Source organism: Streptomyces sp. N50, assembly GCF_033335955.1.
Lineage (GTDB): Bacteria > Actinomycetota > Actinomycetes > Streptomycetales > Streptomycetaceae > Streptomyces.
On sequence record NZ_CP137550.1, the window covers coordinates 158,911 to 181,609 of the forward strand.

Below are 22,699 nucleotides of genomic sequence, written 5' to 3' on the forward strand. Positions count from 1 at the left end.
GGACCTGCCGCAACGCTGACGAAGGACAGGTGAGCGCCCATGACCGCAGAGGGTTCCCCACGCACCGACAGTGAAGCGCAGGAACCAATCGGCGACCTGGTCCAGCGTGCATCGCAGCAGTTGTCGCAGCTGGTCCGTGACGAAATGCGCCTGGCGCAGGCGGAGATGACCGAGAAGGGCAAGCGGTTCGGCAAGGGCGGCGGGCTGCTCGGCGGCGCCGGACTGATGGGTGTTCTCACGCTGCAGGCGCTGGTGGCCACCATGATCGCCGCGCTCTCGCTCGTCATGGACGTGTGGGCCTCGGCGCTGATCGTCACCGCCGTCCTGGCCGCCGTCACCGTGCTGATGGCGGTTCTCGGCAAGCGGCAGATCGGCAAGGCGTCCCCGCCGGCACCGGAACAGACCATCAACAGCGTCAAGGCCGACGTAGCCGAAATCAAGGAGAAGGCACACCGATGACCCAGGACAAGCCGCACACCGGCGATGAGGCAGCCCCCTCCACGGAGGAACTGCGTGAGCAGGTCGAGGCGACCCGCGAGGAGCTCGGCGAGACCGTCGAGGCGCTCGCCGCCAAGGCCGACGTCAAGGCCCGCGCCCAGGAGAAGACGGACGCCGTCAGGGAACAGGTCGAGGAGAAGGCGGCACAGGCCAAGATCCAACTGCGGGACACAGCATCACGGGTAGTCCACGAGGTGCAGGACAGGACCCCGGAGCCGGTGCGGGCCAAGGCCGCCGCGGCCACGGAGCAGGTCCGCGACAAGGCAGTTCACGCCGGTCGGCTCGCCTGGGAGAAGACCCCGGAGCCGGCACGCGAAAAGGCCGGCCAGGGGCTGCGGGCGGCACGGGCCAACCACGCTCCGCTGCTCGCCGCGGCAGGCGCACTCATCGCACTGCTACTCATCCGCCGCTCCAGGAAGCACCGATGAAGGCGAGCGAGATAGCTTACAAACCGCTCGGCAGGTGTTGTCGCATGGTCACCCGCGGGCAGCTGGATCAGTGAACTGAACCGGATCTTGTAGCGGCCCTGGGGGCGGGCATGCCAGCCCCCACAGATGGGAGAGCATGGGCCCGCCTGCACCGCAGAAGTATCCCGGTGACCCGCCGGACCTGCTGCCACTGCCGAGCGGGCCGGCTGGGCCAACTCCGCCAGAGCGGAGGGTGTTCCGCAGGGAATCTGGCGCCTCCAACTTCATCCGCTCCGGCCCCTTTTCCCTGCCCGCGAGAAGAGGTCATGTCTGCGCGGCCCTTCGTGCGCCGCCGCATCCGACGCCTCCTGGTCGTCCTAGGGGCGGGTGCGGAGTGCCGTGCGGCACAGAACGGGCGGTGTGGGCGCGGGTCTGTGGTCCGGAGCGTTGCGGCGGAGGTGCATTCCGCTTATAAAACTGCCGATCATCGTTGACACCTGGGTCTCTGATCACTACGGAGATCCACATGTCGAAGTCCAACCCCACCCCGCCGCTTGACCGTGAGGCCAGGCGGCGCCTGGGTTACGAGGCAGCCCCGGCCATGAACTCCCTGCCCGGGGTGCGGCAGGGTCTTACTCAGGGTGCGCTGTACCCCGCGAATTGTCCGGACGTGACCGTGCCCGTCAGCGTGGCTACGGTCTGCCCCAGGGGCCGCGTGACGACGATGGTGCGGGTGATGGTCGAGTTCGGTCCTGTGTCCCAGTCGAGGTTGTTGATAGCCCCGGTGTCACCACGTCCCCCAGGAGACAACCGCGGTGGTGAGCCCATTGCAAGCGGTGGCAATCGTTCACTGCTTGGGCGAGGTGCTTCGGGTCGTCGGTATGGGTGAGATGGGTTGGGCGACCGATCTCCATCAAGAACTGCCGGAGTCGGCTGCGGAGCCACCTACCACTGCAGGTTTTGGGAGGAATTCTGAGACAGTTATGCGCGATTTCTTGATCGCCGAATTACAACGACCGCGAGGGCGATCCCTACTTCAGCGCCCCAAGTGATCTGCCCCGCCCAGCCGGGGCTTCCCTGCCCATGCCCGCGGTAGGCCGATACCAGGCCCCGCGAGACCGGGATACTCCTTAGGCTTGACTCTGTCGGGGCGGCACCACCAATCATCCATGGTGGTGGTGCCGCCGTCGTTCCCGGATCAGTACGGCCGAAACCGTCCGAACGTCCTATCTGCGCGAGGTGGGCCGAACCCGTCCGTAGCCGCGGGCTAATTTCGCCGCCGTCTACGAACTCCTTCCTCCCGCCATCCCCTGGCTATGGTGAACAGCGCGACTGCGGCAATGAGCGCGAGAACCACGTACACCGCCACTGGATAGTGCTTTATCGCTCCGCCCAGGCCAACGAGCAAGCACATCACAAGGCTGACGGTGCCCCATCGGATCCTGCGAGCGCCGTACATCTGCATAGTCGTCCTCCGTCGCCTGATCAGAGAAGCCCGACGAGGGCAGCGCCTATGCCGGCCGTTACCCCCCAGATCGCGCAGGACTCCAGGTCATCGGTTGCTGATCCACCGCCGAGAGCAGTTGCAACGGCTCCACCGGCACAGCCGCCGGCTGCCGCACCCGCTATCGGATTCCCCGTCGCACCACCAACGGCGACACCTGCGGCCCCCGCCACCAGAGCTGCTGCCAGGTCTGCGGTGACATCGTAAAGACCTGTCGGGTCCATCCGGTTGATGGGGTCGCCGGTGGCGTAGAGGTAGGGGTTCGTTTCCTTGCCGCTGGGGTCGGGCTGGGTGAAGCGGTTGGTGGTGCGGTCGTAGGAGCGGGCTCCCATTTTGTAGAGGCCGGTGGTGTCGAGGTAGGCGCCGGTGTAGCCGAAGGGCTGGTCGACGGTGGTGCTGGTGGTGGGGCGGGCGCTTCCGGTGGGGCCGTAGTCCCACTGGTTCTCGACGGTGCCGGTGGTGCTGGTGAAGGTGGTGGGGGCGCCCTGGTTGTTGGTGGTGTAGTAGTGGGCGTCCCCGTTGGTGGTCATACCGATCAGGGTGCCCGCCGGATCGCGGACAATTCCCTTGCTGGTAGTGCCGGTTGTGGTGGTGGAGATGCCCAACGGGCCCTGGTCGATGTGGGTGGTGTCCTCGGTCAGGCGTTGGCTGCTGTCGGTGCCGGCGTAGGTGTAGTGGTGGGTGGTTCCCGCCGTGGTGAGTGCGGTGAGCTGGTTGAAGTCGTTGTACGTCTCACCGGTTCGGGTGCCGAGGGTGCTGGCGGCGGAGAGTTCGTTCCCGTTCTTGTCGTAGGACCAGCCGCTGGTGTCGCCGTTGACGGCGGTGATCTGGTTGGCGGCGTTGTACGTGTACGTGGTCAGCCCGGTGTCCGAGCATGAGGCGGCCGAGCCGGAGTAGGCGGTGAGGTTGCCGGCCTTGTCGTAGCAGTACAGCCAGGACGCGGCTCGGGTGGAGCCGGTGTCCTCCTCGGCGTACTTCAGCCGGGACCGGGAGTCGTAGGTGTAGGTGATGACCTTGCCGCTGACCTTGTCGGTGCGGGTTTGGATCTGGTCGGTGTCGGCTCCGCCGAGCGTGTAGCCGTAGGTGTAGCTCACGGTGGTGGAGGTGCCGCTGGTGGTCTTGGCTGCGGTGGGGCGGTCGGAGTTGTCCCAGGTGACGGTCTGGGTGACCGAGCCGGGCAGCTTCGTGGTGAGGCGGTTGCCGTCGTTGTCGTAAGTGAAGGTCGTGGTTGCCCCGACCGGGTCCTTCAGGGACGTGAGGTGGTTGGCGTCGTCGTAACCGTAGGTCGTCGTGCCGGAGGGGTCGGTGAGGGTTTTCAGGTTTCCGGCGGGGTCATAGCCCTGGGTGTACGCGGCGCCGTCGGCGAGGGTGCGGGTGGCTTCGCGGCCGAGTGCGTCATAGGTGTAGGTAACGGTCCCCGACGCGTCGGTCTGCGTCAGGAGGTTGCCGTCGTGGTCGTAGGCGTAGGTGACGGTGAGGTTGCCGCTGCCCCCGGATGTGCTCACCGACTTGACCCGGTCGTGGTTGTCGTAGGTGTAGGTGGTGGTCACGCCACGGCCGTCGGTGACGGTCCTGGCCCGGCCGAGGCTGTCGTAGGTGTAGGTGGTGGCACCGAGCGGGGAGGGCGGAGTGGTTTTGGTGAGGTTGCCCGAACTGTCCCAGGTGTAGGTGGTCTTGTTGCCGTCGGCGTCGATCGAGGAGCAGCGCTGTCCGTCGAAGCCGCCGCAGTCCGCGACGCCGTCGTCGCCCTGGTAGGTGTACGACAGTTTCGCTCCGTCACTGACGCCGGTGGTGGTGTCCTGCGAGGACAGCATGTTGCCGGCGGTGTCGTAGTCGTAGGAGGTCTTCTTGCCCGATGGGGTCGTCAGTGACGAGGGCAGGTCGGCTCCGGCGTGGGTGCTGTAGGCGCCCAGCGAGGTTGTGGCGCCGGTGGGCAGCTTGGCGGAGGTGAGGTTGCTGCTGGTGTCCCAGCCGTAGGAACTGGTGCTCCCTGCGCCGGTGCCCGTCGCGTTCACCGCGGTGAGCTGGTTGTGGCCGGCGTCGTAGGACGAGGACCGGGTGTGGTTGAGCGGGTCGAGGACCTTGGTGATCTGACCGTCGCCGTCGGCGGTGTAGACGGTCTTGTGCCCGTTCGGATCGGTGACTGTCGTGGTACCGGCGGTGGCGCGTTTGCTCGCCGAGTACGCGAACGTCCAGGTGTCCGTGCCGGTCGGGGCGACACGGGCGACAGAGGTGATGCGGCTCTGGGAGTCGTAGCCGAACGTCGTCACCCGGCCCTCGGGCGTGGTGACCTGGCTGATGCGGCCGGAGGTGTCGTAGGCGTAGGCGGTGGTGCCGCCGTCGACATCAGTGATGGTCAGTGTGGCGGTACCGGCGGAGACGGAGCCGCTGGTGACGTAGGTGAGGGTGCGGCCGGAGTTGTCGGTTGCCGTCTGGTGCTGGGCGTCGGCGCCGCGGGTCAGGGAGATCCACCGGCCCGAACGGCCGTCGGTTGCCTTGAAGCCGGTGACCAGACCGGACGTCACGCTCTGCGCGACGGTGATCTTGTCGCTGTTGCGGTCGGTGACCGCGGTGAGGTTCCCGGCCGAGTTGTAGGTGTCCTTCGACCCGGACTGGGTGTGCGTCAGGGTGTAGGTGCCGTCGGCGTTCTTGACCAATTTGGCGTGGTAGCCCTTGGCGTTGGCGTAGGTGCCGTCGCTGTTCTGGGTGAAGACCATGTCCTCGCCGCTGGTGCCGTAGGCGGTTATCCGCTGGGAGCCGGCGAGGTCGAGGGTGCGGTCGTAGTCGGCGTACCAGCCGTTCGGCACGGAGCCGGTGGGCATGGGGAAGGAGGAGGCGGAGCGGGTCAGTTGCAGGCTCTGGCCGACCGCGTTGAGGTCCAGGTCGGTGGCGTCCAGGACGAGGTCGCCGGTGGAGTAGTTCGGGCCGGCCACGAGGGAGTCGTCCAGGCGTATGGAGCCGTACTGCTGCCAAGGTATGTGGCCCTGGTCGTGGGGTACGGGGGCGTAGTTGATGTCGACGGTCGGGTTCGTGGACAGCCGCTTGAACTTCAGCTTGTCGGCTTCGTCGTCGGTCTTGAGCTGGAAGGTGACGGTGCCGTCACCGTCGTTGGCGACGGCCTGGGTGACATCGAGGTTGAAGTCGACCGGGTCGGCGCAGCCGGATCCGCCGGTGCCGCCGACGGCGGCGTGGGAGGTCTGCCCGAACTGTGCGGGCGGGCTGTTCCAGGTGGTTGAGGAGGAGATGTGGTCGACGTTGACCTCGTCGACCTGGTAGGCGGTGCAGGCCAGGTTGGAGGAGTAGACCTGCTGGGCGTGCAGGGTGGCGCTGTTGATGTCCGCGCCGGTCACGCCGGAGACGTCGAACTGGTAGTAGGCCCGCTCGATCCCGTAGGGCGAGGACCAGCCCTGGTAGCCGATGCCGAGACGCGCCCCGGACTCGTTCCAGTGCGAGGTGTTCGGGTACGCCTGCTGGACGTAGGTGAACGACGGATTCGATTCCGTCACCGGCTGCCACGACGGGTCGACGTAGACGGGGAAGCGGGTGGCGGACGAGGACAGCATGCCGGCGTCCGGGGTCAGGCTGATGGACCCGTCCGCGGTCACGCTCGTGTTCACCGGCGCGGTCACCGCACCCGGCGGGGGTTCGACCGCAGCGTCGCCGGACGCCGCCTCAGCCGCGCTCGCGGATGCCGTGCTGTTCTTCTTCGACCGCGCGGCGGCGGTCGTGGTGGTGGGGCTGTCCCACATCACCGGAGCCGGCGCGTGGAAAGCGAGGGCACCGGAAGCGTCGGTCGCGGAGAGGTTCCCCGCGTCGTCGGCACTCAGTTTCACGCCCTCGGTCCTGGTGGTGAGGGTGAGCTTGGCCAGGTCCGGGTTGCCGGCGGCCTGCGCCGTCTTCACGACCAGGACCTCGGAGAAGCCGCCCTGCCCGTTCGCGGTGACCTGCAAGTCCACGCCCGGCAGGACGCCCGCGTAGGTGGCCGTGGCCCCTGACACTGTGGGCTTCGGCAGATCGGCCGGCCAGGACAGCGCCAGCGACGTGTCGCCCGAGCCCAGCGTCACCAGCGGATCCGAACCACCGTCGGACAGCACCAGCGCCGAGGTACTCACCTTCGGCGCCCACCCGCCGTCCGTCTTCACCAAGGTGGCGTCCATGGCCGCCCAGGAACCGTCCGGCTGCTTCACCCGCACAGGCAGCGGCGAGAGCGACTTGGTGAACGACCCGTCCGGCTTCGCACTCGTCAGCGACGTCGCCGTCGTCTCCGACGCCACCTCCACCGCCCTGCCGCTCCCACGGGCTTTCACCGACGCGGTCTCCTCCGCGGTCAGCGGCGCCTCCTGTGCATCCGGAGCCTTGGTTACCCCGGCGGGCACCCCCGGGGCCTTCGGCCCCTCATCGGCCTGGGCCACCGCCGCGAACGGCAGCAGCGCGACCGCGACCGCTGTTGCTGTCACTACTGCCACCTGTGGCAGTAACCCCCGTCGGCGTCTCGCTCCACATCTGTCAGACATCCCGCCCCCTCATTATTCACAGTCATTCCCCTGCGCCTCTGCTTGCAGAGAGCACGCAAACGGTCACAGGAGTTGCGAAGGAATACAGGAGCGCATGTACGTGACGTGAGAGACAGACTGGACTACCAACTCCGGGGAACACGGAGTGGTTGGACTGCGGATGCGCCAACGAGAGATACCGGCAGGTGACGGGTGACGAAACAGTCGCCATAAACGGAGGCTTTGCCTCGCCGTTACCACACTGTGATCACAAATAATCGGCCATGTGCCCGATGCCGCGCACAGAACATCAAAATCGCGCACCAACCGCAGGTTGCATACGCCAGGTGCCGGGAGTGTAGATCTAACGACGGATTCGACGATCAAGGGAGAGACGTCAAGTGACTGACACCGCCGCGGAGTTGGAGACCGTGGAGCCTGTCGAGAGTGCCGAGCCAGGGCGGCCTGCGTCCGTGTCCGGATGTCATTCCTGGTCGTGGCGCAGGGGATCAGCGACTGGGAGTGGACGGGCGTCCGCCCGGGGCGCACTTCCATGGGCGAGGACCGCTCCCTCAACAGGGTGCGGGCCATCGAGTAACTCTCCTTGGCGAACGCCCAGTTCAACCACGAGGAGTGCACGACAGCCCTGTCCCAGCCTGGGCCGATACGGCCGCTTGAGTCACTACGCTCGACCGATGGAATCGAGGGCGTCCGGCTGGACACGGCCGTGCTCTTCGAAATGCACGACGAATGGCTCGCCTTTCCCCGCCGCCATCTCCCGGAAGGGGGCATGGGCGAGATCCACCGCGAACTCCCCGAGAGCGCCCCGGCGCTGACCAACGCTCCAAACGCGCCCGCCGGTTGATCCCCGGCACCACGGCAAGGGACAGAACCGAGAGGGTCGTTCGCGGGCTACAGCCGGTGCTCTCCGCGTGAGCGGGCGGTGAGCCGGCCCCGGTTCACCGCCCGCTCCCCAGACTCTCGCCCTCCACAGAGCCGACGGATACATACAGATCCTCGGCTCGGGCCAGGACAGCGCAGGCATCCCCAGACCGCAACCACAGCGAGCAGGATCGCGTCACGCACCGCAATAGCGAGATAGCGGGGATCTGCCGGGGAAAGACACCGCCCCGGAGCCCTACAAACACCGGCCTCCACATACGTTCGCCAGCACCACCGTGCTGACACGTCAGCACGGAAGTTCGGGACAAAAGAACCCCCCTGACGTATTTCCGCAGGTCAGACGGGTGTATCTTGTGGATACCTAGGGGAGTCAAACCCCTGGAATATTTGCACACATTTACGCGCCACCGCCCGCGACCTCGTGCGCAATACGCCACCAGCAAACGAAGAACCTTCTTGTTTCATACAGTCAAAAGAAACTTGGGTTCTTCTAGTGCCAATCCCGTCGAACCGTGGAGACCTTCCTATGCAGCCAGCCCCTCGCTGAAGCTGGCCGAGTAGTCATGTTCGTAGTCGATCGGACCCTTGAAGCCACACACGCTGTGTAGCCGTCGAGCGTTGTAGAAGTCGGTGATCCAGGTGGCGATCCGGATCCGCGCCTCGGCGCGGGTGACAAAGGCGCACCGATGGCCGTACTCGACCTTCAGGATGCCGTTGAATGCCTCGCTGTCGGCATTGTCGAAACAAGATCCGACCCGGCCTATGGACGGGAAAACCCCCAGCTTGCGGCAGGCCCGGCGGAACTTGCGCTAGACGTACTCGCAGCCGCGGTCCGTGTGGAAGATGACGCCCCGCACGTTCCCGCCGCGGGTGGCCGCGGCCAGGTGCAGGGCGGCCACGACCAGGCTGGCGTCGTGGTAGGCACCCATCGCATAGCCGAGCAGACGACGGGAGAACAGGTCGATGACCGTGGCCAGATACAACTTGCCCTCACCGGTCTCGATCTCCGTCATGTCCCCGCACCACACCAGGTCGGGCGCTTCGGCGGTGAAGTCCCGGCTGACGAAGTCTGGGGCGGCCAGTCACCTACCGGGCCAGGTCAGCCCGCGCCGGTGGCGGACCTTGCGGGCGACCAGGCCGAGTTCGGCCATGAGCTTGGCGATGGTGTTCACCGAGACCCGCCAGCCCTGCCGCACCAGCTGGATCCAGATCTTCGGCGAGCCGTAGGTGCCACCGAAATCGATGAACTCCTCCCGCACCGCCTCGGCCAGATGCCGGCGACGTAGTTCATGCCGGGTCGGCCGACAGGTGCGGTGCTTGTAGAACCACGACTCGCTCACGCCCAGGGCGCGGCGCGAGACGCGGTGCGAAACGCCGTGCTCGGTCCTGAAGTCGCTGATCACCCCAACCACTTTGGACGGGTCCGCCACAGCTACTTCACCCACAGGACCATGCAGCGTTCGAGGACATCACGCTCCATGACCAGTTCCTTGTTGTACCGCTTGAGCTGGGCGTTCTCCCGCCACAACCGCTCCAGCTCGTCACTCTCACCAGCTGGCGCCGTCCCGGCCCGGCGAGCGCGCGAGACCCAGTTCGCCAGCATGGTCTCGTTGATGCCCAGGTCCTTGGCGATCGACTTCCCGGTCTCCGCCACGATCCGTACCGCACCTTCGCGGAACTCGGGATCGAACATCCGTCGCTTCTCCGCCATGACTCCCAACTTCCCACGCAGTCATGGTCTTCACGCTACGAGGGGAGGGATACGGTGACCGCCTCACAAGCACGCGTTCAGCTCCGCACTGCAGTGCAAGCGATCCTTGATGCAGGAGTCACCGCCGGGACGCTACGCGATGATGTCCAGGCAGACGACGTCGTCGCCACCCTCGTGGGTATGATCACGACCACCTCACTGGTAGGCGAACACGACCAGTTGGGCCGCATGCTTGACCTGCTCATGGACGCCGTCCGACGTCCGGCCCTCATGAGAAGCCCGAGCTGAAGCCGTTGAGAAGCCATCCGCTGACCGATCGCACGGGTGCCAATCGAGCGGAGTTCCTGATCGGGCGTGACGGTCCGGCTCAGTTCCGCAGCGCGCTTGGTCGGGCTCCAGTTAGTGCCGGGCAACTGCCCCGTTCGATGAGCTACCCGCGACTCCAGACATAGATCATGTGGTCGCTGAAGGAAAAGAGAAGTGCGACCTCGGCAGCCGCCCTTCCGGGACTTTGCCGGACCCGGGGCGTACCGCCGCGCCCAGGTGCGATCCCCCAAGCCGCTAAGCCCGTTTCGCTCCATTCTGCTCCCGGGCGGCGTCGAACAGGGAGGTCAGAGTGGGACTTCCCGCGAGGCTGCCCAGTAGGGCGTGAAGCGAGTCTCGTTCCGTGGCACCCAGGTCTGCGAGGATTTCACCGTCGAGATCGACGAGTGTGCGGTTGAGGTCGGCAAGAACCTTGCGGCCTTCGACGGTAATGTCCACGGCGTAGCGGCGACGATCCTGCGGATCTCGTGTCCGCTCCGCGTATCCGGCGCGCTCCAGGTCGTCGAGACTCGTCACCATCGTCGCGGGGTCGATGCGCAGGAACGAGCCAAGTGCCAGTTGCGGCATGGCACCGTTGTCCGCCAAAGCCTGTAGGACGCTGTAATGCCGCACTCGCAGACCGGTCCCGCCGATACCGTCCTCAGCGATCCTGAACGCCACCTGCCCGAGCTTGATCAGCAGACAGATGGTGTGTTCGGCCACTGTCCCTGGTACCAGCGGAGCCTCGGACATCGTTTATCCCGCCCATGGTTCGTCATACGTATGGTCCTGTCCATCGTACGAGGAAGCCCGAGGCGGCGGGACCGCTGCAGGCCGACGGGATGCCCCACTGTCCGTCGGCATACTGCACCGGCGCGTCCTGGGCGGTCAGCCGACGATGGCCCGGCCGAAGATCTGCCGAGCTATGACCCACTTCTGGATCTCATTGGTCCCCTCGTAGATCTCACCGATTTTGCTGTCCCGGTAGATCGCCTCGACAGGCCCGGGGCTGCCGTCGGCGCCCAGTTCGCGCGCGAAGCCGAGGCCTCCGAAGGCTTGGACGGCGTCGCGTGCCATGTCCACGGACAGCTTGGTGCCGTAGTACTTCGCCATCGCGGCCTCGGGCTCCGGGGACGGGTCACCGGCGTCCAGGCGCAGGGCGGCCTTGGTGTAGAGGGTGCGGGCGTTCTCGATCTCGGTGGCCCGTTCGGCGAGCAGGAACTGCCAGTGCTGATTGGCGGCCACCGGCTTTCCGAAGGCGTGTCGCGTCGACAGGTGGGCCACGGCGTGGTCGAAGGCGGCCTGCGCCATGCCGACCCCGGCAGCCGCGATGCCGATCCGGCCGTAGGTCAGAGTGGACAGCGCATGGCGCAGTCCTTGTCCCTCGGCGCCACCGAGGAGGTCGTCGTCGGTCAGGTGCACATCCGTGAAGCGGATGTCCGCGGTGAGCTGGCCGCGGTTGCCCATCTTGCGGTCGGGAAGGCCGACTTCCACTCCGGGAAGTGCCGTGTCGACGATGAACATGCTCAGCCGGGTGCCGGTGCGGGCGAGAACCACCACGAACCCGGCGACGGGCGAGTTGGAGATCCACCGCTTGTGGCCGTTCAGCACCCAGCCGGCCTCGGTGCGTATCGCCTCGGTCTGAACCGCCTGCGGGGACAGGTCACTTGAGGCGTTCGGCTCGGTGGTGGCGAACGCGCCGACCACTGAGCCCTCCGCGACCTTTCGCAGCCATCGCTGCTGCTGCTCCTCGGTGCCCTGCCGCAGGGCGTTGCCCGCCAGGATGCAGTGCACATCGAAGACGGCCGCGACGCTGCTCGAGTAGTAGGCCAGTTCCTCGATGGCCGCGGCGGTGGCGGTCGCCGGGTGGGTCAGACCGTCGCCGCCGACCTCGCCGGGGAAGGGGATCCGGAAGACCCCCGCCGATGCAAGCCCTTCAAAAACCTGCCGGGGGAAGCCGTCCGTGCGCTCGTCACCACCGGCGATCGCCACGGCGTGCGGAGCCACTTCGCGTTCTGCGATCCGGCGCACGGCAGCGCGAACGGACTGTGTCTCTTTGGGGGCCAGGAGCTCGTGGTAGAGCCGGTCGATCTGGCGTGTGGGAGTCGAAGTCATACGCGGAAGATATCATTAGCATTGCGTATCATTAGTCTGGCAATCTATTCTGGAGGTTCAGCCATGACACAGACACTGGCCGACAAGACCATCCTGATGTCGGGAGGCAGCCGCGGCATCGGACTCGCCATCGCTCTGCGCGCGGCCCGCGACGGTGCGAACGTGGTGATGCTCGCCAAGACCGCCGTGCCGCATCCGAAGCTCGAAGGCACGGTCCACACCGCCGTTGACGAGATTGAGCGCGCGGGCGGCAAGGGGCTGGCCGTCGTCGGTGACGTCCGCGACGAGGACGATGTGCGCACCGCTGTCGACTCGGCGGTCAGCGCCTTCGGTGGCATCGACATCGTGGTCAACAACGCCAGCGCGATCGACCTGTCGTCGTCGGAGCAGCTGGAGATGAAGCGGTACGACCTGATGCAGGACATCAACACGCGTGGCACGTTCCTGCTGAGCAAGGCAGCGATCCCGCATCTGCGCGAGGCGGGCAACCCACACATCCTCACGCTCTCCCCGCCGTTGAACCTCGCGCCGCACTGGGTGGGGAAGCATCTCGGATACACGCTGTCGAAGTACGGCATGAGTCTGTGCACCATCGGGCTCGCCGAGGAGCTCGCCGCCGACGGCATCGCCGCCAACTCGTTGTGGCCACGGACCCTGATCGACACAGCCGCCGTACGCAACGTCGTCGGCGGCGCCGGACAAGCCCGTAGTCCGCGGATCATGGCTGACGCCGCGTACGCCATCGTCACGCGTGACGCGCGGAAGTGCACCGCCAACCTGTTCATCGACGACGAGGTCCTCTCGGACGAGGGCGTCACCGACCTGTCCGCCTACAGCCCTGCCGGCTTTGAGGGTGATCTCGCGCTCGACATATTCGTCGATCCGGCCTGATCCCGCACCGCTCAGCACATGAACGCGAGGGGGTTCTCAAGAACCTCGTCGGCGAGCTTCGAGCCGAAGGCGACGCGGGACAGTTGCAGCGACCCCGCCATCATCGCGAAGAGTCCGAGGCCCTTGCCGCGTACGGGCGTGGGATCCTCGGGTGCCAGATGGCCGACGATCTCGTCCACGATGGCCCGCGCGCCGTCGCCGCCCAGCCGATTGACCGCGCCCGGGCGGCGGCCGACTCCTCGATCAAGGCGACGAAAGCACATCCGACGCCGCGCTGGTCCCGGCGCCACCGACACCGTCCCCTCTGGAGCACCCGCCGACGTACCGCGCCACAGAATCCTCCGCTCATCCCGCAAGGCCATTGCCGTGCGCCCCACTCCACACCTATTGTCTGTCGAATGTAATATTATGACGCACATTTTATTGGCGATGTCAGAGTCAGAGATGAGGCATGCCGTGAGTGACGTCCCCTTCCAGCCCGCAGTGGAGCAGTCGCGCGCGCTGGCCGCCAGTGAGATCTCGAGCCGGGAACTCGTCGAGCTCTATCTCGAGCGGATCACCATCCACAACACCGCGCTGAACGCGGTGGTGACCCTCGACGCCGAGCGTGCCCGTCGTGAGGCCGGGGAAGCCGACGCCGCCCGGGCGGCCGGGCGAGACCTCGGTCCTCTGCATGGTGTGCCGATCACGGTCAAGGACAGCTTCGAGACAGCCGGGATGCGCACCGTCTGCGGGCGAACAGACCTCAGGGACTACGTGCCCGACCTGGACGCCGAGGCGGTCAAACGGCTGCGGTCGGCCGGTGCCGTGATCATGGGGAAGAGCAACATGCCTCCGGGCAACCAGGACGTCCAGGCCGACAACCCGGTGTTCGGTCCTTCATCGAATCCCTGGGACACGACCCGTACCTCGGGCGGATCCGCCGGGGGCGGCGCCGTCGCCACCGCCGCAGGCCTCACGACGTTCGACTTCGGCTCGGAAATCGGCGGATCGACCAGGATCCCGTCCCACTTCAACGGCCTGTACGGGCACAAGTCGACCTGGCGGTCGATACCCCTCATCGGGCATGTGCCCTACGGCCCGGGCACGGGACGATGGACGGACGCCGACATGGCCTGCGGCGGGGCACAGGTCCGCGACGCCCGTGACCTCGTCCCGATCCTGCGGGCAACGGTCGGGCCCGCCGACTACGACGGCGGTTTCAGCTACACACTCGCGCCGCCGCGCGCGACCAAGCTCGCCGACTTCCGAGTCGCCGTCTGGGGCGAGGATCCCGCGTGCCCGGTCGACAGCGACGTCACAGCAGCCATGGATGACGCGGTCACCGTGCTGCGGGCGGCCGGCGCGAAGATCACGGTCCAGCCCGCCAGCCTCCCTGTCGACATCGCGACGAATCACGGGAAGGCCTTCCAGCCCCTGCTCTTCGGCGCGGGCGACCGCACCAGCCTCGCGCCTGCCTCCAGCGCCGCGACACTGGCCCGGATGGTCCAGCACCCGCGCGGTGACGCCAGCCCAGCCCTGCTCGGAACCTTCCAGTCCCACTACCGCTGGCTGCAGGCCCACATGGTGCGCAATGAGATCCGGCAGCGATGGTTCGAGTTCTTCCAGGACTTCGACATCGTGCTCATGCCGGTCACCCCGACGGCCGCCCCCGCCCACCACAACAAGCTGATCGACTGGTTCGGGCGGCCCTTCGAAGTCGACGGTGTACGACGCCCTTACTGGGACCAGGTCAAGTGGAGCGCCATTGCCAACGTCTCCGGGGGGCCGGCGACGACCATCCCGGTGACCAAGGGCAGGAGCGGACTGCCCATCGGTCTCCAGGCCATGGGCCCCAGCGGGGGCGATCTCACCACCATCGAGTTCGCCGCCCTGCTGGGCCGGGAAGTGGACGGCTTCGTGCCGCCTCCGGCCTTCGTCTAACCCCCGACCGCTGAACCCTGACCATCCGCCCACGCTGCCTCAAAGCAAGATGCTGCACGTCCGGCAACACGGGGCCCCGCGTCTCCGGGCTTAAACGCCCCGGGGGCAACCGGTCTCTTGGAACGCGCGAGGCAAGGGATCGGCAACCCTTGGTGACAAAAGAGCGCTAAACCGATCCGAGCACGCTTGCGCCCCCGCGCCGTTGCACCGGGTCCAACTCACCATCTCCCCTGTCTGACTGTCTCGCGCGCAGGTCGGCAACGCGGCAACCCCCCAATGCATCCCCACACCGCATTTCGAGGGGACGGCACCCTGCTACATGTTGATCATGTGGCCGGCGAGGCCGTGGACGGCTTCCTTGACCGCCTCGCCCAGCGTCGGGTGGGCGTGGACGTTGCGGGCGATCTCATGGACGGTGAGGTCCCACTGCTGGGCCAGGGTCAGCTCGGGCAGCAGTTCGGTGACGTCGGGACCGATGAGGTGGCCGCCGAGGAGTTCGCCGTACTTGGCGTCGCTGATCAGTTTCACGAAGCCGGTCGCATCCCCGAGGCCGTGGGCCTTGGCGTTCGCGGTGAAGGGGAACTTGGCGACCTGGACGTCGAAGCCCTTCTCCCTCGCCTGCGCCTCGGTGTAGCCGAAGCTGGCGATCTGCGGCTGGCAGAAGGTGGACCGCGGGATCATCACGTAGTCCAGCTCCATGGTCTCCGCGTCCGCGATCGTCTCGGCGGCGACCACGCCCATCGCCTCGGCGGCGTGCGCGAGCATCAGCTTCGCGGTGACGTCGCCGATGGCGTAGATGTGCGGGACGGAGGTGCGACAGCGGCCGTCGACGTCGATCGCGCCGCGTTCGGTGACGCGCACGCCGGTGTTCTCCAGGCCGTAGCCGGTGACGTTCGGGGCGAAGCCGATCGCCTGGAGCACCTTGTCGGCCTCTAGGACCTGCTGGGCGCCGTCCTTGCCGGTGACCGTGACGCGGACCTGCGGGCCGGACTCGTCGATCGACTCGACGCGGGTCGAGGTGAGGACGTCGATGCCCAACTTCCGGTACTGCTTGGCCAGTTCGGCGGAGACCTCGGCGTCCTCCAGCGGCGCGATCCGGTCCAGGAACTCGACGACGGTGACCTTCACGCCGTAGTTGTGCAGGACGTAGGCGAACTCGATGCCGATCGCGCCGGCGCCCGCGATCACGATGGACTGCGGCAGGTCCTCGGCGAGGATCTGTTCCTCGAACGTCACCACTCGGGACGTACGACGGGTGCCCGGTAGCAGCTTCGGGGTGGCGCCGGTGGCGATGACGCAGTCGTCGAAGCCGATGGTGCGGGTGTTCCCGTCGTAGTCGGCGACCTGGAGCGTGTGCGGGTCGAGGAACGTGCCGCGACCGCTGATCTCCGTGATCTTGTTCTTCTTCATCAGGTAGTGGACGCCCTTGACCCGGCCGTCCGCGACCTTGCGGCTGCGGCGGAAGGCCTCGCCGTAGTCGAAGGAGACCTCGCCCTCGACCTTGATTCCGAAGGTCTTCGCCTCGCGCGTGAAGATGTGCGCGAGCTCGGCGTTGCGCAGCAGGGCCTTGGTGGGGATACAGCCGACGTTCAGGCAGACGCCGCCCCAGTACTTCTCCTCGACGACCGCGACGCGCTTGCCCAGTTGGGCGGCCCGGATGGCGGCGACGTATCCGCCGGGGCCCGCGCCGAGTACGACGACGTCGAAGCGCTCGCCCTGCTCGTCCATGGAAGGTTCCTTTCCGCTGGGGTGGTCGGCTCCTCGCGAGGGACCGGCCGGCTCCCGATCGAACAACGTGTTCATCAACTCATCAGTGGCAGCTTCAGCCACCGCCTGCCTCAGGGAAAGCGCAGGTAGTCCCCTGTACGTCCATCTCAGCGCCCCGGCGCCATGATCTATGCCCGGGCAGCGATCAGCGGCGGCGCGCCGAGACCTCGTCGACTTCATGCACTCCGGCCTCGGCTGCACCGAGCCTGAGGGTGTCGAGCCCGAAGGCCGCGACCGGTCCGTGCGCGCCAGGTTCGAGGACCGCATCCGGCGCCGCTGCCTGCGCCGCACCCCATGCCAGAAGAGATCCCGTCATCTCGTACGGATCCGGCCCGGTGAGGGTTGTCGTGGCCAGGGGCCGGCCCTGTCCGTCACGGGCGACGGCGATCACCAGGGAACGGCCGTCGAGATCCGGTTCACGGCGGGATCCCGGGAGCCGCTCGGACCATCGCGCCAACGCGGCCCGCACCTTCGCCGACCGCAGCAATGGCGCCTGCAGGGTGGCGGCGATCTGTATCGGCCGGGTCCACCGTCCGAGCCAGCCCAGACCTACCTCGACACTCTCCAACTGGGGGAAAATCGCCGGGAGTCCGAGATGCTCCGTGCCCGGGACGGTCATGGCCGAACGCTTCACACCGGCGTAGCGAAATGTGCGGACCCTCTTGGCGGCACGTTCGTCGATCAGCCGGGGAGGCTGCCCGCGACGTGCAGGACGGTAAGCGAAGCCGTCCTCGGCCGCCGCGGCAACGAGTGTCTGCCGCGTACCTGCCGTGGTCAGGGTGTAGGAGTCGCGCAGAGTGGTGCGGTAGAGCAGTTCGTCCCCGTGTCCCGAGCGGGTGATGAAGTAGCCGATCTCGACATGTCGTGCCCGCTCGCCTGCCGTGTCCAGAGCCAGCGCGCCGGCGAGGTTGCCCGGCACGTAGTCATAGCCGAATGACGGCACGAGGGTCGCTCCCCGGGCGGCGGCCCCGGAGTCCAGCTCATCGCGGACACGGCGAGCGAAGGGCCCCTCCCCCGCGGAGTCGAAGTAGTGGGCCCCTGCCTGCGCGGCGGCCGTGACCGGGACCATACCGACGTGGGTGAACGGCCCGACGGTGGAGAGGAGCACGTCGCTGGGCTCCAGGAGGTGCGCGAAGTCGGACGCCGACGTGGCGTCCACCTCGAACACCGGAAGCTCTGCCTCGAAGGTGTCAGCCAGAGCCAGCATCCTGGTTCGGCTACGCCCGGCCAAGGTCGGCTTCTCGCCTCGTGCGAGCAGTTCCCGGAGCACTCGCTGTCCGGTGTATCCCGTCGCACCCAGCAACACGATCCTGCGCTTCTCCACGGCTCCGCCTGCCTTCCCGGAGGGCATTGTCATGACGACCATCGACCGACCGTGAGTCATTCACTGACTTCGGGTCATTGAATATACGATGGCACACATGAGAGGGCCAAACCGACGCCAGATGTACGCGGAGCAGACCCGGGCGGACCTGGTGGCGACCGCGCGCAAACTGTTCGTCGACAACGGCTTCGCGGGCACGTCGGTCGAGGCCATCACCGGGGCGGCGCTGGTGAGCAAGGGCACCTTCTATCACCACTTCCCGGACAAGAAGGCGATGTTCGCCGAGCTGTACACGGAGCTCATTCAGCAGGTCGGGGCTCTGGGAGACGCGACGTCCGAGGCGGTCCGGGCCACGCCGGACGAGCCTGCCATGACCGCGGTGGCCGACCTCACGCACGTCTTCCTGCGGCGGACCATCGACGACCCCCTGCACCGTGAGCTGATGGCTCAGGCACCCGCGGTCCTGGGCGAGCAGTACCGGCACATCAACGAAACCGTCGCCCAACCGCCGATCGAACGGCTCCTGACCGTTTTGGCCGAACGCGGCGACCTGCAACCGGATGTGCCCGTCGCCACCGTCGCCCGGCTGCTCTTGGCAGGCCTGTGCGAGGGCAACCAGATCATCGCCGCCGCGGCGGATCGGGAAGATGCCCTGGCCAGGACGTTCCGCGCGATCACCCTGCTGATGTCGGGCCTGGCCGCCGACGACATCAGCGCCCGCGGTTGACCTGACCGGGACCCCGTCGACGGCGCCGTCACTGAGCTGCCCTCGTTGGCCGGCATAGCCCGTCCCTACTGTGCCGCCTCGTCCTCGATGTCGCGGACCAGATCGATGGCCCGGCCCAAGGTCGCGAGTCGGGCCGCGAGGGTCTCGCCGGCGGGATAGAAGCGAACGGTGTCGACACCGGTGTCGCGCCACACGCGCAGCCGCTCGCGCACCATGTCCTCGGTTCCGATCAGCGTGGTCGCCAGCACCATCTCGTCGGTGACCAGGCCGGTCGCGCCGTCCCGGTCCCCCGCCTGCCAACGTGTCCGGACCTCGGCCGCCATCTCGGCCCAACCCTGGCGGCTGTAGGCGTTGTTGTAGAAGTTCGTGGTTGCCGAGCCCATACCGCCGAGGCTGAAGGCAAGCTCCTTCTTGCGCCCGGCGACCATTACGCGCAGCGCGTCCTCGTCTTCGGCGAAGCCGACCTCGGCGCCCTGGCAGATGTCCAGGTCCGAGCGGCTGCGACCAGCGGCAGCCAGGCCCTGGTCCAGGTGGTCGAAGTACGCCTCCTTGGCGCCCTCGGGTACGAAACTGGTGCCCAGCCAGCCGTCCGCGATCTCACCGGTCAGGTGCAGCATCTTCGGGGAGAGGGTCGCCAGGTAGACCGGGATGTCGTACTCGGCGCGCATCGACAGCCGCATGGGCTTGGCATCCCCGCCCGGCAGGGGGATCTGGAACTCCCGCCCGGAGTAGGCGACTTTCTCCCCCGACGCGGCCCGCCGCACGATCTCGACGGTCTCTCGCATCCGTGACAGCGGACGGTCGAAGGGCACTCCGTGCAGCCCTTCGATCACCTGCGGCCCGGAGGGTCCGAGTCCGAGAAGGAAGCGCCCGTCGGAAATCCGGGACAGCGTGATCGCGGCGCGGGCGATGGCCATCGGCGTGCGGGTGCCGAGCTGGATGATTCCCGATCCGAGCAGCATGCGCTCGGTCCTCGCGGCGAGGTAGCCCAGCGGCGAGGGCGCCTCGGAGCCCCACGCCTCCGCCACCCAGCAGATGTCCAGACCGAGCTTCTCCGCCTCGGTGACGTAGTCGACGATCTCCTGCCAATCGGCGCCGGAGGCTTCGATCGTGGTAGAGGTGCGCATCAGAGAGTCGCCTCGCCAGAGGCCCCGGCACCCTCAGCCAGCTTCTTGATCCCCTCGACAGTGGCGATCATGTTGGCCTCGAACTCCCGCATGCGCACGAAGACGATCTTCTGCTCCTTCTCCGGCATACGGTCGATGGCGAAGGAGAGACCCGAGCGAGCGGGCCCCATCTGCATCCATTCCCGCAGCAGAGTGCCGCCGTCCTGCGGCTCCAACAAGAACCGCCAGATCGCTGTCGGGTTCAACGGGTCCTCCACCGCCCAAGCGAGCCTCCTCGACGGCTCACACTCGACGATGTGGGACGTGGTGGCCCACTCCCCCAAGGACTCATGACTGCTCCGGCCGATGAACCGGGCTCCCAGGGCAGGGGCGCCTCCGCCGTCCAGCCACTCGACCGATTGCAGCTCGGGACTCAGGCGCGGCATCAGCTCGATGTCGGACACCAGCGCCCACACCTCTGCCGGTGGGGCGGCGATCCAGGTATGGACCTCGACCGTCGGCTTGTCCGCATAGCGCGCGCCCGTCCACTCCATGATCCCGCAGCCTCCCGCCAAAGACATCCACATGAGCTTGTGACCTGTAAAGTTGCGTAGATAGACTTACCTGTCAAGGGTAAGTGCGGATCTGCGGAACCACTGAGTCAGCCCGCGAAACGCTCCTTCACATCCGGCCGCTCGGCCAGGTGCGGCGGATAGCCAGGGCCCATCCGAGTGCGGGTGTTGTCCGCGGTCATCGGCTCACCGCAGGCGGCGCACACCACCTCGGCATGGGTGTCCTCCCCGCACACCTCGTGATGCATGGCGACCGGCGGGCCCGCTTCACCAGCCAGCCAACGGTCCCCCCAGCGATTCATCACCAGCAGCACGCCGTAGAAGTCGCGCCCCTTCTCGGTGAGCACGTAGTCGTAGCGAACCGGCTCCGCCCGGTACGGCCGCTTCTCCAGCAGCCCTTCCTCCACCAGCCGGCGCAGCCGGTCCGTGAGCGTGTTGCGTGCGATCCCCAGCGACTCGTGGAACGCGTCGAACCGCCGGATCCCGTAGAACGCCTCGCGCAGCACCAACGGCGTCCACCAGTCCCCGAGCAGGTCCATGGTCCGCGCGATCGAGCAGGGCCACTGAGCAAAGGATGTCCGCCTCATGACAGCCAGCATAGGTTCGTCCAGTCATGAGACCCAGCAGGTACAGCAAGTGCGGAACCTGCGCGCGATGCCTTGTGTTCCGAAAATAACGAAGTTATGTTGCCGCCATGAAACGTGACTTGCTGGGCAGAAAGCTGGTTGTCACCGGAGCGGCACGTGGGATCGGCGAGAAGGTGGCCCGCCTGGCCGCCGCCCGAGGGGCTCGTGTGGCCCTGATCGGCCTGGAGTCCGATCGACTGCGCGACCTCGCCGATGATCTGGGCCCCGCCGCCTCATGGTGTGAGGCCGATGTGCGTGACGGTGCCGCCCTCCGGTCAGCGATCGATGGGGCCGCGGAGGTCATGGGTGGCGTCGACCTCGTCCTCGCCAATGCCGGCGTCGTGGCGTACGGAACGGTGCGGCAGACAGATGATGCGTCGTTCGAACGGGTCCTGGACGTCAATGTGAACGGGGTGTTCCGCACCCTCAAGTACGCGACGCCCCATCTGGAGCGCAGCCGGGGCCATGTACTGGTCGTGGCGTCCGCGCTCTCCTTCATGCCGCTGGCCGCGATGGCCTCGTACGGCGCGAGCAAGGCCGCGGTCGAGTTGCTCGCCCTGACCTACCGCCAGGAGGTGGCACACCTCGGGGTCACGGTCGGCCTTGTGCACCCCTCCTGGATCGACACGGACCTTGTCCGAGGGGCCGAGGCAGACCTCCCCTCGTTCCAGGGGCTGCGCCGACGGCTGCCCTATCCGGGCAATGTCACCACCAGCGCCGACCGGGCTGCCGCTGCGATCGTCGACGGGCTCGTGCGCCGACGCAGCCGCGTGTACGTCCCCCGCGCCGTCGCCGTGGCCAACTGGGCCAAGGGGGCACTGAACTCGCCGCTGACCTGGCCCTGGGCTCGGCGTTTCGCCTCCCGCGCGGTTCCGTCCCTGGAACGGGAGGTCGAGGCATTGGGGAGGCATGACCAACTCACGCCGAATACCAACAGCCCCACCGTGGAGACCAGGTCGCCCTAGCGTGGAGCGCAAGGGGCGGCACCCGGCCGCCCCCCTTCTCACAGGCCTTGGACGATGGAGTCGTACAAGCGCGCGCCGGCCTCGTGCGAGGCCTCGGCACGTTCACGCCTGTCACCCAGGCCGACAGAGAAGTTCACACCCATCGGTAGAAGCACCTGCGCCACCGCGTCGTCGAACTCGACGAAGTGCTCGGCCAGTTCAAGGGTGATGTAGCCGTGTACAAAGCTCCACAGCTGAGCGGCTACGGCCTCGGGTCGCTGCTGCCGGCCCCTGCCGGAGCGCACGAACCGTTCGCACGCCGCGGCGACATGGGCGTGGGCTTCTCGAAATCCCGGTGAATGCCCGCTCAGGCGAAGGTCCGTGTCCGACAGCGGCCGGTATGTCGCGCGAGTGGACAGGCCGAACATCAGGTCGTAGAGGTGAGGGTTCTCGTGGGCCATTCGGCGACACGTCAAGGCCATGGCGAAGAGTTCCGCGATCGGATCCTCAGTCATCGGCACCTGGGCAAAAGCTCTACCGAGTTCCTTGAACCCATGGTCGGCAACGGCGCTCATCAGCTCAGGGATCCCGCCGAAGTGGCTGTAGACCACCATGGTCGACAGTCCGCTCGCGGAAGCCACCGTGCGCGCCTTGATGGCCGACGGCCCCCGCTCGGCCAGCAGACCGATGGCCGCCTGGACAAGTCGCTCCTGCGCGTCTTCGACCCTCGCCCGCCCTGCCATGTCTCGCCTGCTTCCACCGTTGACACATTCAAAATAACTTGGTTATCTAACTCTTCACGGCAATGTTACACATAGTGGGCGACATGTCGTCACGGACGCGGCGTACGTCTCTGGACACGTTGTCGCGCGCTGCCCAGTCTCA

At 67.1% G+C, this 22,699-nt stretch carries 22 protein-coding genes; 8 read left to right on the forward strand and 14 right to left on the reverse strand.

Features of this window, described 5'->3' with window-relative positions; translation table 11 throughout:
- Window positions 1-39: 39 nt before the first annotated feature.
- Entirely contained in the window at window positions 40-459 is a 420-nt protein-coding gene (locus R2B38_RS45540; protein ID WP_318022085.1) for a phage holin family protein, read from the forward strand.
- Window positions 456-926 (forward strand): DUF3618 domain-containing protein, encoded by a 471-nt coding sequence (locus R2B38_RS45545; RefSeq protein ID WP_318022086.1) that lies wholly within the window; start codon window positions 456-458, stop codon window positions 924-926. Before R2B38_RS45540 ends, R2B38_RS45545 begins: the two co-directional genes overlap by 4 nt.
- Window positions 927-2,390: 1,464 nt before the next feature.
- On the opposite strand, the gene R2B38_RS45550 is transcribed toward R2B38_RS45545, so the two are convergent.
- The gene (locus tag R2B38_RS45550; protein WP_318022087.1) at window positions 2,391-6,866 is read right to left on the reverse strand and encodes an RHS repeat-associated core domain-containing protein; all 4,476 of its coding nucleotides are present in this window, start codon (window positions 6,864-6,866) and stop codon (window positions 2,391-2,393) included.
- Window positions 6,867-7,506: 640 nt separating this feature from the next.
- Between R2B38_RS45550 and R2B38_RS45555 the strand changes: the two genes are divergently transcribed.
- Complete coding sequence (locus R2B38_RS45555; RefSeq protein WP_318022088.1) at window positions 7,507-7,767, forward strand: hypothetical protein; 261 nt, start codon at window positions 7,507-7,509, stop codon at window positions 7,765-7,767.
- A 562-nt stretch (window positions 7,768-8,329) separates the two neighbouring features.
- On the opposite strand, the gene R2B38_RS45560 is transcribed toward R2B38_RS45555, so the two are convergent.
- The 4 genes from R2B38_RS45560 to R2B38_RS45575 are packed head-to-tail and all read right to left on the reverse strand — an operon-like array spanning window position 8,330 to window position 9,516.
- Window positions 8,330-8,587, reverse strand: coding sequence for an integrase core domain-containing protein (locus R2B38_RS45560; RefSeq protein ID WP_318023065.1), 258 nt, complete (start codon window positions 8,585-8,587; stop codon window positions 8,330-8,332).
- Window positions 8,588-8,614: 27 nt separating this feature from the next.
- Window positions 8,615-8,887 carry a DDE-type integrase/transposase/recombinase gene (locus R2B38_RS45565; RefSeq protein ID WP_318023066.1) on the reverse strand — a complete coding sequence of 91 codons (273 nt, stop codon included), beginning with the start codon at window positions 8,885-8,887 and terminating at the stop codon, window positions 8,615-8,617.
- A complete protein-coding gene (locus R2B38_RS45570) occupies window positions 8,888-9,208 on the reverse strand; it encodes an IS3 family transposase (RefSeq protein WP_318022089.1) in 321 nt (106 codons plus the stop codon).
- Window positions 9,209-9,237: 29 nt separating this feature from the next.
- Window positions 9,238-9,516, reverse strand: coding sequence for a transposase (locus R2B38_RS45575; protein ID WP_318022090.1), 279 nt, complete (start codon window positions 9,514-9,516; stop codon window positions 9,238-9,240).
- Window positions 9,517-9,570: 54 nt separating this feature from the next.
- Between R2B38_RS45575 and R2B38_RS51410 the strand changes: the two genes are divergently transcribed.
- On the forward strand, window positions 9,571-9,804 hold the full coding sequence (locus tag R2B38_RS51410; protein WP_411978620.1) for a hypothetical protein: 234 nt from the start codon (window positions 9,571-9,573) through the stop codon (window positions 9,802-9,804).
- A 273-nt stretch (window positions 9,805-10,077) separates the two neighbouring features.
- On the opposite strand, the gene R2B38_RS45580 is transcribed toward R2B38_RS51410, so the two are convergent.
- Both R2B38_RS45580 and R2B38_RS45585 read right to left on the reverse strand, forming a co-directional pair.
- Window positions 10,078-10,542, reverse strand: a complete 465-nt coding sequence (locus R2B38_RS45580) for a MarR family winged helix-turn-helix transcriptional regulator (RefSeq protein WP_318022091.1) — start codon at window positions 10,540-10,542, stop codon at window positions 10,078-10,080.
- A gap of 165 nt (window positions 10,543-10,707) precedes the next feature.
- Window positions 10,708-11,934: an acyl-CoA dehydrogenase family protein gene (locus tag R2B38_RS45585; RefSeq protein WP_318022092.1), complete on the reverse strand. Its 1,227-nt coding sequence runs from the start codon at window positions 11,932-11,934 to the stop codon at window positions 10,708-10,710.
- A gap of 63 nt (window positions 11,935-11,997) precedes the next feature.
- Between R2B38_RS45585 and R2B38_RS45590 the strand changes: the two genes are divergently transcribed.
- Window positions 11,998-12,825, forward strand: coding sequence for an NAD(P)-dependent oxidoreductase (locus tag R2B38_RS45590; protein WP_318022093.1), 828 nt, complete (start codon window positions 11,998-12,000; stop codon window positions 12,823-12,825).
- 11 nt (window positions 12,826-12,836) lie between these two features.
- Here R2B38_RS45590 and R2B38_RS45595 read toward each other — a convergent pair whose 3' ends face one another.
- Entirely contained in the window at window positions 12,837-13,088 is a 252-nt protein-coding gene (locus R2B38_RS45595) for a hypothetical protein (protein ID WP_318022094.1), read from the reverse strand.
- A 160-nt stretch (window positions 13,089-13,248) separates the two neighbouring features.
- On the opposite strand from R2B38_RS45595, the gene R2B38_RS45600 reads away from it, so the two are divergent.
- Window positions 13,249-14,748 carry an amidase gene (locus R2B38_RS45600; protein ID WP_411978647.1) on the forward strand — a complete coding sequence of 500 codons (1,500 nt, stop codon included), beginning with the start codon at window positions 13,249-13,251 and terminating at the stop codon, window positions 14,746-14,748.
- Between the two features lie 315 nt (window positions 14,749-15,063).
- Here the strand turns inward: R2B38_RS45600 and lpdA are convergent, their stop codons facing one another.
- Both lpdA and R2B38_RS45610 read right to left on the reverse strand, forming a co-directional pair.
- Window positions 15,064-16,476: a dihydrolipoyl dehydrogenase gene (lpdA, locus tag R2B38_RS45605; RefSeq protein WP_318022096.1), complete on the reverse strand. Its 1,413-nt coding sequence runs from the start codon at window positions 16,474-16,476 to the stop codon at window positions 15,064-15,066.
- A 184-nt stretch (window positions 16,477-16,660) separates the two neighbouring features.
- A complete protein-coding gene (locus R2B38_RS45610) occupies window positions 16,661-17,839 on the reverse strand; it encodes a saccharopine dehydrogenase NADP-binding domain-containing protein (protein WP_411978648.1) in 1,179 nt (392 codons plus the stop codon).
- Window positions 17,840-17,936: 97 nt separating this feature from the next.
- Here R2B38_RS45610 and R2B38_RS45615 point away from each other — a divergent pair, with 97 nt between their 5' ends.
- Window positions 17,937-18,566, forward strand: coding sequence for a helix-turn-helix domain-containing protein (locus R2B38_RS45615; RefSeq protein WP_318022098.1), 630 nt, complete (start codon window positions 17,937-17,939; stop codon window positions 18,564-18,566).
- A gap of 65 nt (window positions 18,567-18,631) precedes the next feature.
- On the opposite strand, the gene R2B38_RS45620 is transcribed toward R2B38_RS45615, so the two are convergent.
- From R2B38_RS45620 to R2B38_RS45630, 3 genes are all read right to left on the reverse strand, one after another.
- Complete coding sequence (locus R2B38_RS45620) at window positions 18,632-19,693, reverse strand: LLM class flavin-dependent oxidoreductase (protein WP_318022099.1); 1,062 nt, start codon at window positions 19,691-19,693, stop codon at window positions 18,632-18,634.
- The gene (locus R2B38_RS45625; RefSeq protein ID WP_318023067.1) at window positions 19,693-20,226 is read right to left on the reverse strand and encodes an SRPBCC family protein; all 534 of its coding nucleotides are present in this window, start codon (window positions 20,224-20,226) and stop codon (window positions 19,693-19,695) included. The genes R2B38_RS45620 and R2B38_RS45625 overlap by 1 nt, the downstream gene beginning before the upstream one ends.
- A gap of 107 nt (window positions 20,227-20,333) precedes the next feature.
- A complete protein-coding gene (locus R2B38_RS45630; RefSeq protein WP_318022100.1) occupies window positions 20,334-20,831 on the reverse strand; it encodes a helix-turn-helix domain-containing protein in 498 nt (165 codons plus the stop codon).
- Between the two features lie 107 nt (window positions 20,832-20,938).
- On the opposite strand from R2B38_RS45630, the gene R2B38_RS45635 reads away from it, so the two are divergent.
- Window positions 20,939-21,835, forward strand: a complete 897-nt coding sequence (locus R2B38_RS45635; RefSeq protein ID WP_318022101.1) for a short-chain dehydrogenase/reductase — start codon at window positions 20,939-20,941, stop codon at window positions 21,833-21,835.
- A 38-nt stretch (window positions 21,836-21,873) separates the two neighbouring features.
- On the opposite strand, the gene R2B38_RS45640 is transcribed toward R2B38_RS45635, so the two are convergent.
- Window positions 21,874-22,557 carry a TetR-like C-terminal domain-containing protein gene (locus R2B38_RS45640; RefSeq protein WP_318022102.1) on the reverse strand — a complete coding sequence of 228 codons (684 nt, stop codon included), beginning with the start codon at window positions 22,555-22,557 and terminating at the stop codon, window positions 21,874-21,876.
- Window positions 22,558-22,699 lie beyond the last annotated feature (142 nt).